This window comes from Streptomyces sp. AC512_CC834 (genome assembly GCF_019049325.1).
GTDB lineage: Bacteria > Actinomycetota > Actinomycetes > Streptomycetales > Streptomycetaceae > Streptomyces.
In genome coordinates this window covers 64,816-80,435 of the sequence record NZ_JAGMUO010000023.1, presented here as the reverse complement: position 1 = coordinate 80,435, position 15,620 = coordinate 64,816, and the positions used below count along the sequence as shown (strand labels likewise).

General features: G+C 73.2%; 14 protein-coding genes. 8 read left to right on the top strand and 6 right to left on the bottom strand.

Translation table 11 applies throughout. From position 1 onward, the window contains the following. Nucleotides 1-54: 54 nt before the first annotated feature. Entirely contained in the window at nt 55-285 is a 231-nt protein-coding gene (locus KUM40_RS08515) for a DUF4287 domain-containing protein (protein ID WP_115742493.1), read from the bottom strand. 103 nt (nt 286-388) lie between these two features. Here KUM40_RS08515 and KUM40_RS08510 point away from each other — a divergent pair, with 103 nt between their 5' ends. Continuing rightward, on the top strand, nt 389-700 hold the full coding sequence (locus KUM40_RS08510) for a hypothetical protein (protein WP_217164613.1): 312 nt from the start codon (nt 389-391) through the stop codon (nt 698-700). Nucleotides 701-732: 32 nt separating this feature from the next. Here the strand turns inward: KUM40_RS08510 and KUM40_RS08505 are convergent, their stop codons facing one another. From KUM40_RS08505 to KUM40_RS08495, 3 genes are all read right to left on the bottom strand, one after another. Beyond that, complete coding sequence (locus KUM40_RS08505) at nt 733-1,551, bottom strand: hypothetical protein (RefSeq protein ID WP_217164611.1); 819 nt, start codon at nt 1,549-1,551, stop codon at nt 733-735. Between the two features lie 307 nt (nt 1,552-1,858). Then, the gene (locus KUM40_RS08500) at nt 1,859-3,079 is read right to left on the bottom strand and encodes an acetyl-CoA C-acetyltransferase (RefSeq protein ID WP_217164609.1); all 1,221 of its coding nucleotides are present in this window, start codon (nt 3,077-3,079) and stop codon (nt 1,859-1,861) included. Between the two features lie 242 nt (nt 3,080-3,321). Further along, the gene (locus tag KUM40_RS08495) at nt 3,322-4,344 is read right to left on the bottom strand and encodes an SGNH/GDSL hydrolase family protein (RefSeq protein WP_217164607.1); all 1,023 of its coding nucleotides are present in this window, start codon (nt 4,342-4,344) and stop codon (nt 3,322-3,324) included. Nucleotides 4,345-4,511: 167 nt separating this feature from the next. Here KUM40_RS08495 and KUM40_RS08490 point away from each other — a divergent pair, with 167 nt between their 5' ends. Beyond that, a complete protein-coding gene (locus KUM40_RS08490; RefSeq protein WP_217164605.1) occupies nt 4,512-5,897 on the top strand; it encodes a cystathionine beta-synthase in 1,386 nt (461 codons plus the stop codon). Nucleotides 5,898-6,197: 300 nt separating this feature from the next. On the opposite strand, the gene KUM40_RS08485 is transcribed toward KUM40_RS08490, so the two are convergent. Further along, nucleotides 6,198-6,623 carry a hypothetical protein gene (locus KUM40_RS08485; protein WP_217164761.1) on the bottom strand — a complete coding sequence of 142 codons (426 nt, stop codon included), beginning with the start codon at nt 6,621-6,623 and terminating at the stop codon, nt 6,198-6,200. 163 nt (nt 6,624-6,786) lie between these two features. On the opposite strand from KUM40_RS08485, the gene KUM40_RS08480 reads away from it, so the two are divergent. Together KUM40_RS08480 and KUM40_RS08475 are read left to right on the top strand one after the other, a co-directional pair. Next, a complete protein-coding gene (locus KUM40_RS08480; RefSeq protein WP_217164603.1) occupies nt 6,787-7,665 on the top strand; it encodes a MurR/RpiR family transcriptional regulator in 879 nt (292 codons plus the stop codon). A gap of 126 nt (nt 7,666-7,791) precedes the next feature. Next, on the top strand, nt 7,792-8,379 hold the full coding sequence (locus KUM40_RS08475) for a hypothetical protein (protein WP_217164601.1): 588 nt from the start codon (nt 7,792-7,794) through the stop codon (nt 8,377-8,379). Nucleotides 8,380-8,455: 76 nt separating this feature from the next. Here the strand turns inward: KUM40_RS08475 and KUM40_RS08470 are convergent, their stop codons facing one another. After that, entirely contained in the window at nt 8,456-9,880 is a 1,425-nt protein-coding gene (locus KUM40_RS08470; protein ID WP_217164759.1) for a diaminopimelate decarboxylase, read from the bottom strand. A gap of 199 nt (nt 9,881-10,079) precedes the next feature. Between KUM40_RS08470 and hutU the strand changes: the two genes are divergently transcribed. The 4 genes from hutU to hutI are packed head-to-tail and all read left to right on the top strand — an operon-like array spanning nt 10,080 to nt 15,596. Then, on the top strand, nt 10,080-11,807 hold the full coding sequence (gene hutU / locus KUM40_RS08465; protein WP_217164598.1) for a urocanate hydratase: 1,728 nt from the start codon (nt 10,080-10,082) through the stop codon (nt 11,805-11,807). After that, nucleotides 11,804-13,021: an allantoate amidohydrolase gene (locus tag KUM40_RS08460; RefSeq protein ID WP_217164596.1), complete on the top strand. Its 1,218-nt coding sequence runs from the start codon at nt 11,804-11,806 to the stop codon at nt 13,019-13,021. The genes hutU and KUM40_RS08460 overlap by 4 nt, the downstream gene beginning before the upstream one ends. Beyond that, complete coding sequence (locus KUM40_RS08455; protein ID WP_217164595.1) at nt 13,018-14,367, top strand: formimidoylglutamate deiminase; 1,350 nt, start codon at nt 13,018-13,020, stop codon at nt 14,365-14,367. The genes KUM40_RS08460 and KUM40_RS08455 overlap by 4 nt, the downstream gene beginning before the upstream one ends. Further along, nucleotides 14,364-15,596, top strand: coding sequence for an imidazolonepropionase (hutI, locus tag KUM40_RS08450; RefSeq protein WP_254394772.1), 1,233 nt, complete (start codon nt 14,364-14,366; stop codon nt 15,594-15,596). Before KUM40_RS08455 ends, hutI begins: the two co-directional genes overlap by 4 nt. Nucleotides 15,597-15,620: the final 24 nt, after the last annotated feature.

Below are 15,620 nucleotides of genomic sequence, written 5' to 3'. Positions count from 1 at the left end.
CGGGCTTGTGCCCGGGGCCCTTCGTCGCTTCGTCGTCGTGGGGTCGGCGCACGCTTACAGCAGCCTGCGCGCGGCCCTTCTCAGGTCGTACTCGTGGACGATCGCCTTCGCGTGGCCGTACGCGAGATTGTGTTCGTGGCGGAGCCAGCTGACCTTTTCCTCGAAGCGGAAGAGAGCGGGGCCGTCCTCTACGGCGCGCAGCCAGTCGGAGATCTCACGGCCGGTGCACTGGGGGATTCGGGCGAGCAGATTGCGATGGGTCTCCTCGGAGAAGACTTGGGACATCGGCGCCTCCGGGCGAAAGGGGATGTAAGCCGGTCCTTCAGGTCACCGTGCCTGAGCGTTCGCCCGTTGGCAACAGTCCCGGACGGCCGCGTACGCTCGCGCCGTGGTGGATACGACGCCTTTGACCCGTGCCGTGGACGACTTCGCCGACCGGCTGCGCGCCGCCCCGCAGAGCAGACTGCAACGCGGTGCCGCCGCCGAGGCGCTGGGCCTGGCCCGGGAGTTGGCCCGGCGCGCCCAGCTCGTGGAGGAACCCGGGGCCGAGCCCCGTGAGATGCCGGACGCCGGCATGTTCGCGGCGGCCGACCAGATCGCCGTCGCCGCACACGACTTGGCCCTCGTACTCGAGGACGAGGGCCAGGTGGAAGAAGCGGCGGGACTGGTGGAGGAGGCCCGCAAACGGGCCGGCGTCTGAGGCCGCGGCCGCCGCCGGAAAGAGGGGGCTGGCTAGAGGGACGCGATGACGCGGTCCGCCAGGATGTACACGTTCTCCTCGCCGCAGGCGAAGGTCAGCGTGTAGGCACCGGAGATGCCGGAGCCGCCGAGGAGGAACGGCGTCTGGCCCGCGCCCAGCGCGGCGGCCAGGCGTTCCGCGGTCTCGCGGTGGCCCGGAGTCATGCACAGGGTGGTGCCGTCGGCGAAGACGTACACGTCGAGGGTGCCCAGCGGGCCCGGACGGACGTCCGCCAGCGCGACGCTCGACTCGGCCAGCTCCTCCAGGGTCGCCACGGTGCGGTCGTGGTCGTTCACCGACGGCGACGGATTCGGCACGAAGTCCGGGTGCGAGGGGTGCCGGCGGCGGGCGGCGGCCAGCTCGGCGGACTCCCTGGGGCCCGTGTGGCCCGCGTGGCCCGCGTCCTGCGAGGACGACTCGTCGCCGTCCGCGACCGGCTCGACCACGGGCTCAAGGCCCACGAGGTCGGCCTGGCGGGGCAGGAACAGCTCGCTGTCGGACAGGCCGAGCAACAGGGGCGCGTCGGAGGCGTCCCGGGACTCCTGGGCGGCCCAGAAGGCCCGCGCCTCGGCGAGTTCCCGCTCGCGCTCCTCGGCGAGCGCCTCCGCGACGGCGGCGCGTATCTCCTCGGCGTCGGCGGTGGTGCGGGCGGCGGGCACACGGCCCCGCGTGGCGGTGGCCCGGCTCTCGGCCAGCTCCGCGCGCAGGGCGGTCACCTGCCTGCGCAGCACCAGAATGCTGCGCAGGACGGCGACGCCCACGGCGCCGGTGGCGGCCGTGGTGAGCAGCAGGGCGATCGGCATGGCGCTCACTGACGTACTCCCGGTTCAAAGTCGACCCCCGACTTCCTACATCAGCTTGAAGGCAGGACTAACCGTCTGTCAGTGCGTAACGTCACGAAACGGACAGGACTTTGGGCCCGGAGGGTGGGGGTGTTGCTGCTCTGACCTGCGTAAATCAAGGGTGCGGGAGAGGTAGGTCACATCCTGGGGGAGTTTGGGTCACAAAACGGCCCAGAACCCTGTGGTGCACAGGGTCCCGGGCCGTGGTGTCACGCTGGGTCCGCGGGGCGCTACTGACGGTCTCTCAGTGGCCGGTCCTCGACGGCGGAGGGCGGCGTCAGCTCAGGCGCTCGATGACCATGGCCATGCCCTGGCCGCCGCCGACGCACATCGTCTCCAGACCGAACTGCTTGTCGTGCCACTGGAGGGAGTTGATCAGCGTGCCGGTGATGCGGGCGCCGGTCATGCCGAAGGGGTGGCCCACGGCGATGGCGCCGCCGTTGACGTTCAGCTTCTCCAGCGGGATGCCGAGGTCGCGGTAGGAGGGGATGACCTGCGCGGCGAACGCCTCGTTGATCTCGACGAGGTCGATGTCGCCGATGCCCAGCCCGGCGCGGGACAGGGCCTGCTTGCTCGCCTCGACCGGGCCGAGGCCCATGATCTCGGGGGACAGGCCGGAGACGCCGGTGGAGACGATGCGGGCGAGCGGGGTCAGGCCCAGCTCGCGGGCCTTGGTGTCGCTCATGATGACGAGGGCGGCGGCGCCGTCGTTGAGCGGGCAGCAGTTGCCGGCGGTGACCAGGCCGTCGGGGCGGAAGACGGGCTTGAGGCCCTGGACGCCCTCCAGGGTGACGCCGGCGCGGGGGCCGTCGTCCTTGCCGACGACGGTGCCGTCGGGCAGCGTGACCGGGGTGATCTCGCGCTCCCAGAAGCCGTTCTTGATGGCCTCCTCGGCGAGGTTCTGGGACCGGACGCCGAACTCGTCCATGTCCTGCCGGGTGATGCCCTTGGCGCGGGCGAGGTTCTCCGCGGTCTGGCCCATCGCGATGTACGGGTCGGGGACGAGGCCGTCCTCGCGCGGGTCGTGCCAGGCGGTGCCCTCCTGCTGGGCGACCTCGGCGGTACGGGCCTCGGCCTCGGCGAAGAGCGGGTTGCGGGTGTCCGGCAGGCTGTCGGAGTTGCCCTTGGCGAACCGGGAGACCATCTCGACACCGGCCGAGACGAAGACGTCGCCCTCGCCTGCCTTGATGGCGTGCAGCGCCATGCGGGAGGTCTGCAGGGACGAGGAGCAGTACCGGGTGACGGTGCAGCCGGGCAGGTGGTCCATGCCCATCTCGACGGCGACGATCCGGCCGAGGTTGTTGCCCTGCTCGCCGCCGGGCAGGCCGCAGCCGAGCATCAGGTCGTCGATGTCCCTGGGGTCGAGCCCGGGGACCTTGGCCAGGGCCGCCTGGATGATCGTGGCGGCCAGGTCGTCGGGGCGCAGGTCCTTCAGGGAGCCCTTGAAGGCGCGGCCGATGGGGGAGCGGGCGGCTGAGACGATCACGGCTTCGGGCATCACGGCTCCAGTGGCGAGTGGGTGCGGGCACGGGCGGGGCTGCTGTGGGGAAGTTACCCGTACGTATGGCCTGGGTCACGGGGACGACGGTGTGACATGGACCGCAACTGTCCAAGCGCTTGCTTTGGCCTCCGGCGGTCGGGCGGTGTATCCGTGCCGGGTGCTGGGGCGGGCGTAGCTGGGGGGCGGGTGTAGCTGGGGGCTGCGCCCCCAGACCCCCTTCGGCCTGAACGGCCTCGTCCTCAAACGCCGGACGGGCTGGTGGGTTCCGCCTCCGCCACACGGCGCCGCCGCCTCCGCTTCAGCAGCGCCCAAGGCCCCCGCGGCCCCGTCGGCATCGCCGCCGCGACCTCCGTGCCCGCCTCGGACGCGGCCTCCGCCGCCGCCCGGGCCACCGGCAGGAAGCCCTCGCGGCGCAGGGCGTCGGGGTGCTCCTCCTCGGCCGGCCACAGGCCGAGCGCGGCACACAGCGACGGCAGGACCGCCATCGCGGCCGTGGCGTACCCCTCCGCGGAGGGGTGGTAGTTGTCCGGACCGAACAGCTCCCGCGGATTCTGCGCGAACTCGGGTCCCAGCAGATCGCCCAGCGACACCGTGCGCCCGCCCTGCTCGACGACGCCGATGGTCTGCGCCGCCGCGAGCTGCCGCGAGGCCCGCCGGGCCAGCCAGCGCAGCGGTTGCCGCACCCGCTCGATGGTGCCGAGGTCCGGGCAGGTGCCGACCACCACCTCCGCGCCGGCCGTGCGCAGCCGCCGTACCGCGCCGGACAGATGCCGCACCGAGCGGGTCGCCGGCATCCGGTGGGTGACGTCATTGGCGCCGACCATGATCACGCAGACGTCGGGCACCCGGCCCGGGTCCGCGAGGACCAGCGCCACCTGCCGGTCCAGGTCGTCCGAACACGCCCCCGGCGCCGCGACCGACCCCAGCCGCACCGGCCGCTCCGCCACCGCCGCGAGCCCCGACGCCAGCAGCGCGCCCGGCGTCTGCCCGGCCCGGTGGACGCCCTGCCCGGCGGCCGTGGAGTCGCCCAGCATCATCAGCCGCAACGGCGGCTCGGCGGCCGTGGGCAGGGCGCCGCCGTACAGCCCCTGCGCGTTCGGCACCCGGTCGGGCGTGCCGATGCCCACCCGGCGCCTGGCCAGTTGCACCTCCGCCACCACGAGACCGACCGCCGCCGCACCGGCCAGCCCGATGCCGCCGCCGCCGTACGCCGCGCCGGCCGCGATCCGCCTGGCCACCCTCGCCCTCGACATGCTCGTCATACGTCGCCGCCACCTCCTCCAACCCGTACACCCTCTCCTTGCCCCGTACGGACGGTCGCCCAATCTCAACGCAGGGTGAACGACCGTCACGGGGCGGGCGCGGGCCGGCAGGCCATAGGCTGGCCGAACCGATATCGACCCTTCATTTGCGGCATCCGGAGACCACGGTGCAATTCCACGACTCGATGATCAGCCTCGTCGGCAACACCCCGCTGGTGCGGCTCAACAGCGTCACCAAGGGCATCAGGGCGACCGTCCTGGCCAAGGTGGAGTACTTCAACCCGGGCGGCTCGGTCAAGGACCGCATCGCCCTGCGCATGATCGAGGCCGCCGAGCAGAGCGGAGCCCTGCAGCCGGGCGGCACGATCGTCGAGCCGACCAGCGGGAACACGGGCGTGGGCCTGGCGATCGTGGCCCAGCAGAAGGGCTACAAGTGCGTCTTCGTCTGCCCTGACAAGGTGTCCACCGACAAGATCAACGTGCTGCGCGCGTACGGCGCCGAGGTCGTCGTCTGCCCGACGGCGGTCGACCCCGAGCACCCGGACTCCTACTACAACGTCTCCGACCGGCTGGTCCGCGAGACGCCGGGCGCCTGGAAGCCGGACCAGTACTCGAACCCGCACAACCCCCTCTCCCACTACCACTCCACGGGACCCGAGCTGTGGGAGCAGACCGAGGGGAGGATCACCCACTTCGTCGCGGGCGTCGGCACCGGCGGCACCATCTCCGGCACCGGCCGGTACCTGAAGGACACCAGCGACGGCGCGGTGAAGGTGATCGGCGCCGACCCCGAGGGCTCCGTCTACTCCGGCGGCTCCGGGCGCCCGTATCTGGTCGAGGGCGTCGGCGAGGACTTCTGGCCGACGGCGTACGACCGCGACGTCGCGGACGAGATCGTCGCCGTCTCCGACAAGGACTCCTTCCAGATGACCCGCCGCCTCGCCAAGGAGGAGGGCCTGCTGGTGGGCGGCTCCTGCGGCATGGCGGTCGTCGCGGCGCTCGAGGTGGCGGCGCGGCTCGGCGAGGACGATGTGGTCGTCGTCCTCCTCCCGGACAGCGGGCGCGGCTACCTCAGCAAGATCTTCAACGACGAGTGGATGGCCGACTACGGCTTCCTGGAGGACGCCGGGCCCAGCGCGCGCGTCGCCGAGGTCCTGAACCACAAGGAGCGCGGTCACATCCCCTCCCTCGTCCACATGCACCCGGACGAGACCGTCGGCGAGGCCATCGAGGTGCTGCGCGAGTACGGCGTCTCGCAGATGCCGATCGTCAAGCCCGGCGCCGGCCACCCGGACGTGATGGCCGCCGAGGTCGTCGGCTCGGTCGTCGAACGCGAGCTGCTGAACGCCCTGTTCGCGGGGCGCGCCTCGCTGGAGGACCCGCTGGAGAAGCACATGTCCGCCCCGCTGCCCCAGGTCGGCTCCGGCGAGCCGGTCGCGGACCTGATGTCGGTGCTCGGCGCCGCCGACGCGGCGATCGTCCTGGTCGAGGGCAAGCCGACCGGCGTGGTGAGCCGGCAGGACCTGCTGTCCTTCCTCGCCAAGGGCATGTAGCTCGCCGAGGGCCGGTAGCACCTCGGTGATCTTCGTGGACTTCGCGGAAGTGGTACGCGCGCTTCACGTGCACGCAGCAGTCGCTTAACACGGGACCGGCAGAGTAGTCGGTGTCGGCGTCACGGACTTTCCGGAGCGGCTCCCGGACCTCCAACGACGCCACGGACGTGCCGCCCCGGCCGTGAGGCCCGGTACCGGACGCGTCCCCCGCGGGGACCGCCGTCGTCCCGCCCCCCAGCACTGGGGGTGCGGCGGTCCCCGCGCAGTCTTCCGTCTTCCGTCTTCCGTTTTCCTCTTCCCTCAGTCCTCCCAGTCGTCGTCCCGGCCCGCGCGGCGGCGGCGTCCGAACAGGTCCGGATTGGTCCGGGCGACCTGGACGACGTTGACCCCGACGATGCCGGCCCAGGCGACCAGCATCCCGGGGAGGTCCGCCACCCCGCCGCCGATCGCGGACAGCGGGATCGCCAGCACCAGCGAGACGATGCCGAAGCCGAAGCGCTCGCCGAAGGAGTCCGTGGGCCGCGGCGACCGGCTGTCCCGGGCCACCGTCATCTGCTGCTCCGCGAGCTGTCGGCGCACCCGGCGCTCGACCGCCCCGTCGATGCGCTGGTCGACCTTCTCCAGGAACGAGTCGACCAGGGAGGACTCGTACTCCTCACCCAGCTCCCTGCGGGTCTGCAGGGTGGCGTCGAGTTCCTTCTTGAGTTCGGCGTCGCGCGCGTCCATTCCCGTCATGTCCCCCACGGTAGGCAGCCGCGGCGGCCGCGGCACTGGGGACAGCCCCCGTTTCGGGCGGGGGAGGACCCGTAGGGGTCGGCCGGTGCCGCCGCCTCGCTGTATAACGGTATGCAGAAACCGGGGCGCGTGAATAGGTCGAGGGGGCCATGTCATGAGCGGGTCGAGCGGGACCGGCGGCGCCGGCGGGACCGGCGGGACCGACAGTGCGGCCGCGCGGCTGCAGGCGCTCTTCGAAGGGCACCGGCTGACGCCGACCCAGCGGCGTATCGCGCACAGCATGGTGCGCCGCGCCTTCGACGTGCCCTTTCTGTCGAGCGTGGAGCTGGCCGAGCTGGCGGGGGTGAGCCAGCCGTCCGTGACCCGCTTCGCCGTCGCCCTCGGCTTCGACGGCTACCCGGCGCTGCGCCGTCATCTGCGCGAGGTCGGGCCCGCGGAACCGGTCGCCGACACCGGCTCCCGCAACGAGTACCAGCAGGCCGTGGCGGCCGAGATCGAGAACCTGCGGCACCTGGCGGAGGTGCTGGCCGACCCGGAGCCGGTACGGGAGGCGGGCCTGCTGCTCGCCGGAAGTCGGCCGCTGCCCGTGCTGGGGCTGCGGGCCGCCGCGGCGCAGGCGCACGGCTTCGCCTACTTCGCCGCCAAGGTGCACCCGGACGTCCGGCTGCTGGGCGAGGGCGGCACGATGCTCCACGACCGCATCGACGCCGCCGTCCGGGCGGGGGCGAGCACCCTGCTCTGCTTCGCCCTGCCCCGGCACCCCCGTGAGGTCGTCGAGGCGCTCGCGCACGCCAAGGAGGCGGGGCTCACGGTGGTGACCGTCGCCGACTCCGCCTTCGCGCCGGTCGCCAAGGTGTCCGACCTGCTGCTGCCCGCCGCCGTCGGCACCGGCCTCGCCTTCGACACCGCCTGCGCGCCGATGCTGCTCGGCCGGGTGCTGCTGGAGGCGATGTGCGACGACCTGCCGGACGCGCAGTCCCGGCTGGAGGAGTTCGACGCGAAGGCCGCGGCGCGGGGACTGTTCGTCGAGTGACGCTCGCTCAGTGACCCGGACGGCGGACGCGTTCTCAGACTCGTCTCAGCTTTTCCCACTACAGTGCGGCGCCTGACACACCCTTCAGAGGCATGGCACAGGCAGGAACGGGACGGGAGGCAGGACGTGGCGCGCGGAGGACAGGTGGGGCTGGCTCGGGTCGCCGTCGTCGTACGGGCGGGGGCGGCGCCGATGTGGTGGCTGGGCGTTTTCGCGGCGGGCATCGGGGTGCTGGTGCCGGGACTCACCGGACGCCGGATCGGGGTGCTGGCCGGCGCCGCGCTCTTCATCGTCGCCACGGCCGTCGTGGCGACCGTGCGCCGCAGGCGCTACACCGCCCTCGCCGCTTCGGCCGCCCGCGCCGGCAAGCACGACGTGCTCCAGGACCGTGCGGTGACTGTGCGCAACTGGCGCCGGGGCCACCGCTGGTGGCTGCTGCTCGCCTTCCTCGCCGCCCTGGGCAGCGCCTTCGCCGTACCCGCCGCCGCCGGACTGCTGATGGCGGGCTGCGGCGCCGGGCTGTGGCTGAAGTCCTCCTGGATCGGCCGCCGCGAGCAGTCCGGGGACGCCCTGCTGTGGGTCCGCGTGGACTGGCTCGCCGGCAACACCGGCCGCCCGGCGGGCAAGGCCGTCAAGGCCTACCGCAGCACCGGCATCGCGGCGGGCGACGCGGCACCGGGTGGAGCGAGGCGGAAGACGGCAGCGCTGGTCTGACGCGGGGGCAGGGGGCAGGGGGCAGGAGTGGGGGCTCCGCCGCGTGGGCGCGACCGGCCACGACGGACGCGCGGGCCTACGAACCGCCCGCACCTCCACGGCGGAAGGCTCCGGTCAGCGAGTCTCCGTACTCCCCTCCCGCCTCGGCCACGATCTCCTCGATCGCCTGCTCCCTGCGCACAGGGGCGAAGGCGACACTCCCGTTCCCATCCCCGTCCCCGCCCCCGGCGAACCCGTACACCGCGGGCCGCGCCAGCGAGTTGTACGCGTAGTGGTGCGCGAAGTAGTACGCCCCGGTGTCCAGCGCCGCCGCGTAGTCCCCCTGCTCCAGCAGCGGCAGCGCACGCCCCGCGGCCAGCAGGTCGCCCGCGAAGCACGCCGGACCGGCCACGTCCTGCACCACGTCGGGCCCCTCCTTCGGCCGGCCCTTGCCGCTGTACGCGGCGATCCGCAGCGGCCACGCCCCCGGCGCGTACACCGTCCGCGTCGCGACCTGCACGCCCGCGTGCGTCACCGCGACCGGCCGTCCCCCGGCGCTCTTGGCGTACTCCACGCGCGCCACGATCGTGCCGTGCTTGGCCAGCAGTGACCGCCCGAACTCGGTGACCAGCCCGTACCGTCCGTCGAACAGTCCCGGCACCGCCTCGCGCAGCACGCGCGCGTACTCGGCGTACGTCGGTGTCGTCTCGTCCGACGCGAAGTTGACCGGGAGTCCGCCGCCGATGTCGAGCGTGTCGACCTGGCGGCGGCCCGCCCGCTCGTTGATCTCCTCGGCGAGCGCGTACGTCTCGCGCACGCCCTCGGCCATCAGGGCCAGCGGGATGCCCTGGGACCCGGTGTGCGCGTGCAGCCGGGTCAGCCACGGCCGGTCCAGGTACGCCCGCACCACCCACGCGCGCGCCCCCTCGTCGCGCAGGGCCACCCCGAACTTCGAGGTCGCCGTCGCCGTCGACAGCGCCTCGATGGAGCCGCCGCCGACCTGCGGGTTCACCCGGATTCCCAGGGGTGAGGCGGTGTCGGGGGAGGCCTTCACCAGGGCGTCCAGGCGTGCCAACTCCTGCGGGTTGTCCGCGTTGACGGCGATGCCCAGCGACAGGGCCTCCGTCAGCTCGTCCGGCGTCTTGGCGGGCGAGTCCAGTACCGTCCGCTCCGCCGGCACCCCGGCCGCCCGCGCCAGCGCCAGCTCGCCCGGGCTCGCGACCTCGGCGCCGATGCCCGCCTCGTGCAGCAGCCGCAGCACCGGAACCAGCGGAGACGCCTTCACCGCGAAGGCGTGCAGCACGGGTGTCCCCGGCGCCGCCACCGCGTCGAACGCCGCCCGCAGGGCAGCCGCCGACTCCCGTATCCCGGCGACGTCCAGCAGCCCGACGATCGGTGTCCGCGGTCCGAGCAGCCCCTGCTCGACGGCCGCCCGCACCGCCTCGTCCCGCCGCGCCGCCCGCGCCGCCCGCTCCGCGTCGCGGCCGTCGGAGCCGCCGGAGCCGCCGAGATCACCGCTCATGTCCGTGCCGTCGCTCACGCGATCCTCCATACCGTCGCCGTCTGCCCGCTGTCTGCCCCGTACATCCAGCCAAACACTCGCACGCGCCCGTGGCAGGACACGAACGTATTGACTAGTTCTATTCACGAAGCGAGGATATGAATACTCGTAGCAACAATCCGCCGGGATCCGCCGGGAGCAAGCCACCAGGAGGCAGACCATGTCCGGACCTCGTCCTGTCCGAGCGCCACGCGGTACCGAGCCGAGCGCCCTGGGCTGGCAGCAGGAGGCCGCCCTGCGGATGCTGCAGAACAACCTCGACCCCGAGGTCGCCGAACACCCCGACAAGCTCGTCGTCTACGGCGGCACCGGCAAGGCCGCCCGCGACTGGCGCTCCTTCGACGCCATGGTCCGCACCCTGCGCACCCTCAAGCAGGACGAGACGATGCTCGTCCAGTCCGGCCGCCCCGTCGGCGTCATGCAGACCCACGAGTGGGCCCCGCGCGTCCTCATCGCCAACTCCAACCTCGTCGGCGACTGGGCCAACTGGGAGGAGTTCCGCCGCCTGGAGGCCCTCGGCCTGACCATGTACGGGCAGATGACCGCCGGCTCCTGGATCTACATCGGCACCCAGGGCATCCTCCAGGGCACCTACGAGACCTTCGCCGCCGTCGCCGCGAAGCGGTTCGGCGGCACCCTCGCCGGGACCATCACCCTCACCGCGGGACTCGGCGGCATGGGCGGCGCCCAGCCCCTCGCGGTCACCATGAACGACGGCGTCGTGATCTGCGTCGACTGCGACCCGCGCGCCATCGACCGCCGCATCGAGCACGGCTACCTCGACGTGAAGGCCGACTCGCTCGACCACGCCCTCCAGCTCGCCACCGAGGCCCGCGACCGGCGCAAGCCGCTGTCCATCGGCGTCCTCGGCAACGCCGCCGAGACGGTCCCGCAGCTACTCGCCATCGGCGCCCCCATCGACATCGTCACCGACCAGACCTCGGCCCACGATCCGCTGGCCTACCTGCCCACCGGTATCGCCTTCGAGGACATGGCCGACGCCGCCGCCAAGGACCCGGCCGGCTTCACCACCCGCGCCCGCGAGTCCATGGCCCGGCACGTCGAGGCCATGGTCGGCTTCCAGGACGCCGGCGCCGAGGTCTTCGACTACGGCAACTCCATCCGCGGCGAGGCCCAGCTCGCCGGCTACGACCGGGCCTTCGCCTTCCCGGGTTTCGTACCGGCGTACATCCGCCCGCTGTTCTGCGAGGGCAAGGGCCCCTTCCGCTGGGCCGCCCTGTCCGGCGACCCCGCCGACATCGCCAGGACCGACAAGGCCATCCTCGACCTCTTCCCCGAGAACGAGTCGCTGGCCCGCTGGATCAAGCTGGCGGGGGAGCGCGTCCACTTCCAGGGCCTGCCCGCCCGCATCTGCTGGCTCGGCTACGGCGAGCGCGACAAGGCCGGTGAACGGTTCAACGACATGGTCGCGAGCGGAGAGCTGGCCGCCCCGATCGTCATCGGCCGCGACCACCTCGACTGCGGCTCCGTCGCCTCCCCGTACCGCGAGACCGAGGCCATGCTCGACGGCTCCGACGCCATCGCCGACTGGCCGCTGCTCAACGCCATGGTCAACGTGGCCTCCGGCGCCTCCTGGGTCTCCCTCCACCACGGCGGCGGCGTCGGCATGGGCCGCTCCCTCCACGCCGGACAGGTCACGGTCGCCGACGGCACCGCACTCGCCGGGGAGAAGATCCGCCGGGTCCTCACCAACGACCCCGGCATGGGCGTCATCCGGCACGTCGACGCCGGGTACGACATCGCCGAGTCGGTGGCGGCCGAGCGCGACGTGCGGGTGCCGATGCGCGAAGGCAGCGACGACGGCCCCGCGCACGAGGACGGCGCCGCGCGCGTGGACGGCGCCACCGGCGAGGGTGACGGCGCGTGAGCTTCCACAGCATGTGGGCGGAGCTGCTGCCGGTCGGCCGCAGCTCCGCCTCCGGCGGCTACCGCCGCTCCGCCTGGACCGGCGCCGACGCGGACTGCCGGACCTGGTTCCAGGAGCAGGCCGAGGCACGCGGCCTCGCCTACGAGACCGACCGCAACGGCAACCAGTGGGCCTGGCTCGGCGACCCGGCCGCGGGGGACGCCGTCGTCACCGGCTCCCACCTGGACTCCGTGCCCGACGGCGGCGCCTTCGACGGCCCCCTCGGCGTGGTCTCCGCCTTCGCCGCCCTGGACGAACTGCGCGGGAGGGGAGCGCGGCTCACCAGGCCGCTGGGCATCGTCAACTTCGGCGACGAGGAGGGCGCCCGCTTCGGCCTCGCCTGCGTCGGCTCCCGGCTCACCGCCGGCGCGCTCACCGTCGAACAGGCCCACCGCCTCACCGATGGCGACGGCATCACGCTCCCGCAGGCCATGGAGGACGCCGGGTACGACCCGGGCACCCTCGGCCCCGACCCCGAACGGCTCGCCCGCATCGGCGCCTTCGTCGAACTCCACGTCGAGCAGGGCCGCGCCCTCGACCTGTCCGGCGACCGCGTCGGCATCGCGTCCGCCATCTGGCCGCACGGACGCTGGCGGTTCGACTTCCGGGGCGAGGCCAACCACGCCGGCACCACCCGCCTCGCCGACCGGCACGACCCGATGCTGTCGTACGCCGAGACCGTCCTCGCCGCCCGCCGCGAGGCCGAACTCGCCGGTGCCGTCGCCACCTTCGGCAAGATCACCGTCGAGCCCAACGGCGTCAACGCCATCCCCTCCCTGGTGCGCGGATGGCTGGACTCCCGCGCCGCCGACCAGGCGGGCCTGGACACCGTGGTGACCGGCATCGAGAAAGCCGCCCGCGAGTACGCCACCGCCCACGGCGTCGACCTCGACATCGCACGCGAGTCCTTCACGCCCGTCGTCGAGTTCGACCACGCCCTGCGCGACGAACTCGCCCGCATCCTCGGCCGCGACACGGAGCTCAGGGTCCCCGTCCTCGGCACCGGCGCCGGACACGACGCCGGGATCCTCTCGGACCGCGTCCCGACCGCCATGCTGTTCGTGCGCAACCCCACCGGCGTCTCGCACTCCCCGGCCGAGCACGCCGCCGAGGACGACTGCGTGGCCGGGGTGAGCGCACTCGCCGACGTACTGGAAGGGCTGGCCTGCACGTGACCTCCACCGAGCGGACCCGGACGTACTGGCTGGAGCACGCCTGGCTCGGCACCCATGTCGAGCCGGGCGTCGCCGTGACGGTGGCGGACGGCCGCGTCCTGGCCGTCCGCCGGGAGGTCCCCGCACCGCCGCCCGGTGCCGAGATCCTGCGCGGACTGACCCTCCCGGGACTGGCCAACGCCCACAGCCACGCCTTCCACCGCGCCCTGCGCGGCACCGTCCAGGTCGGCTCCGGAACCTTCTGGACCTGGCGCGAGGTCATGTACTCCGTCGCCGACCGGCTGACCCCCGAGACGTACCTCGACCTCGCCCGCGCGGTGTACGCCGAGATGGCGCTGGCCGGCATCACCGCCGTCGGCGAGTTCCACTACGTCCACCACGCCCCCGGCGGCACGCCCTACGCCGACCCCAACGCGATGGGCGAGGCCCTGATCGAGGCCGCGGCCGAAGCCGGCATCCGCATCACCCTCCTCGACACCTGCTATCTGTCCTCCGGCTTCGGCGAACCCCCGGGCACCCACCAGCTCCGCTTCTCCGACGGCACGGCGGAGGCCTGGGCGCAACGCTCTTCACTTCTCAAGGAACGGGATCACGCACGGATCGGGGCCGCGATCCACTCCGTACGGGCGGTGCCCGCCGACCAGTTGGCGACGGTGGCGCGCTGGGCCGAGGAACGGCGGGCCCCGCTGCATGTGCACCTGTCGGAGCAGACCGCCGAGAACGACGCCTGCCAGCAGGCCCACGGCCGCACCCCGACCGCTCTCCTCGCCGAGAACGGCGTGCTCGGACCGCGCACCACCGGCGTCCACAACACCCACCTCACCGACGAGGACATCGCCCTCCTCGGCCGCAGCCGCACCGGCACCTGCATGTGCCCGACCACGGAACGTGACCTCGCCGACGGCATCGGCCCCGCGGCCGCGCTTCAGCGGGCGGGCTCGCCGCTCTCCCTCGGCTCCGACAGCCACGCAGTCGTCGACCTGCTGGAAGAGGCGCGCGCGATGGAGCTGAACGAGCGCCTGCGCACCCACACCCGCGGCCACTGGACCGCCGCGGCCCTGCTGCGCGCCGCCACCGCCGACGGCCACGCCGCCCTCGGCTGGGACGACACGGGACGCATCGAGGCCGGAGCCCGCGCCGACCTCGCGACGATCGCGCTGGACTCGGTCAGAACAGCGGGGCCGCTGCCCAGGCTCGGCGCCGAGACGGCCGTATTCGCCGCGACGGCAGCGGACGTACGGCACACGATCGTGGGCGGGCGGCACGTCGTACGCGACGGGGCGCACACCCTCGTACCCGATGTGCCCCGGGCCCTCGCGCGGGCCGCAGAAGCCCTCCGCGCATGACCATCCGCCCCCGCTCCCACGAGGACACGACGGACACCATGAGCACCAGCACCAGCACGGCCAGCACCGTCATCACCAACATCGCCGCACTCGTCACCAACGACCCCTCCCTCGGCGACAACTCCCCACTCGGACTGATCCGGGACGCGGCCGTCGTCATCGAAGGCGACCGCGTCACGTGGACCGGTGAATCAAGCAAAGCACCCGCCACTGACAATCGCCTCGACGCCGACGGCCGGGCGGTCCTGCCCGGCTTCGTCGACTCCCACTCCCACCTCCTCTTCGCGGGCGACCGCACCGAGGAGTTCAACGCCCGCATGTCCGGCCGCCCCTACAGCGCCGGCGGCATCCGCACCACCGTCGCCGCCACCCGGGCGGCGAGCGACGCGGAGCTGGAGGCCGGCCTCACCCGCTACCTCGCCGAGGCGCTGCGCCAGGGCACGACGACCTTCGAGACCAAGTCCGGCTACGGACTGACCACCGCCGACGAGTCCCGCGCCCTGCGCGTCGCCGCCCGCCACACCGACGAGGTCACCTTCCTCGGCGCCCACATCGTCGCCCCCGAACTCGCCGACGACCCGGCCGCCTACGTCGACCTCGTCACCGGCGAGATGCTCGACGCCTGCGCCCCGTACGCCCGTTGGATCGACGTGTTCTGCGAGAAGGGCGCCTTCGACGGCGACCAGGCCCGCGCGATCCTCACCGCGGGCAGGGCCAGGGGCCTGCACCCCCGGATCCACGCCAACCAGCTCTCCTACGGCCCCGGGGTCCAGCTCGCCGTCGAACTCGACGCCGCCAGCGCCGACCACTGCACCCACCTCACCGACGCCGACGTGGACGCCCTGGCGAGCGGCCGCACCGTCGCCACCCTGCTCCCCGGCGCCGAGTTCTCCACCCGCGCCCAGTGGCCGGACGCCCGCCGACTGCTCGACGCCGGTGCCGCGGTCGCCCTCTCCACCGACTGCAACCCCGGTTCGTCCTTCACGTCCTCCGTGCCGTTCTGCATCGCGCTCGCGGTGCGGGACATGGGGATGACGCCGGACGAGGCGGTCTGGTCGGCCACCGCGGGCGGCGCCGCGGCCCTGCGCCGCGACGACGTCGGCCGCCTCACCCCGGGCGCGTATGCCGACCTGACGCTCCTCGACGCCCCCAGCCACGTCCACCTGGCCTACCGGCCGGGGGTGCCGCTGGTCGCGGGCGTGTGGCGACGGGGCGTGCGTAAGGTGTGAGCAGTATGTGAACCGGCGGCGGAG

Bases quoted from the DNA above. Each gene is read 5' to 3' on its own strand.
- KUM40_RS08515 (WP_115742493.1), bottom strand. From the start codon at position 285: ATGTCCCAAGTCTTCTCCGAGGAGACCCATCGCAATCTGCTCGCCCGA.
- KUM40_RS08480 (WP_217164603.1), top strand. From the start codon at position 6,787: ATGAGCGGGTCGAGCGGGACCGGCGGCGCCGGCGGGACCGGCGGGACC.
- KUM40_RS08495 (WP_217164607.1), bottom strand. From the start codon at position 4,344: ATGACGAGCATGTCGAGGGCGAGGGTGGCCAGGCGGATCGCGGCCGGC.
- KUM40_RS08500 (WP_217164609.1), bottom strand. From the start codon at position 3,079: ATGCCCGAAGCCGTGATCGTCTCAGCCGCCCGCTCCCCCATCGGCCGC.
- KUM40_RS08470 (WP_217164759.1), bottom strand. From the start codon at position 9,880: ATGAGCGGTGATCTCGGCGGCTCCGGCGGCTCCGACGGCCGCGACGCG.
- hutI (WP_254394772.1), top strand. From the start codon at position 14,364: ATGACCATCCGCCCCCGCTCCCACGAGGACACGACGGACACCATGAGC.
- KUM40_RS08485 (WP_217164761.1), bottom strand. From the start codon at position 6,623: ATGGACGCGCGCGACGCCGAACTCAAGAAGGAACTCGACGCCACCCTG.
- hutU (WP_217164598.1), top strand. From the start codon at position 10,080: ATGTCCGGACCTCGTCCTGTCCGAGCGCCACGCGGTACCGAGCCGAGC.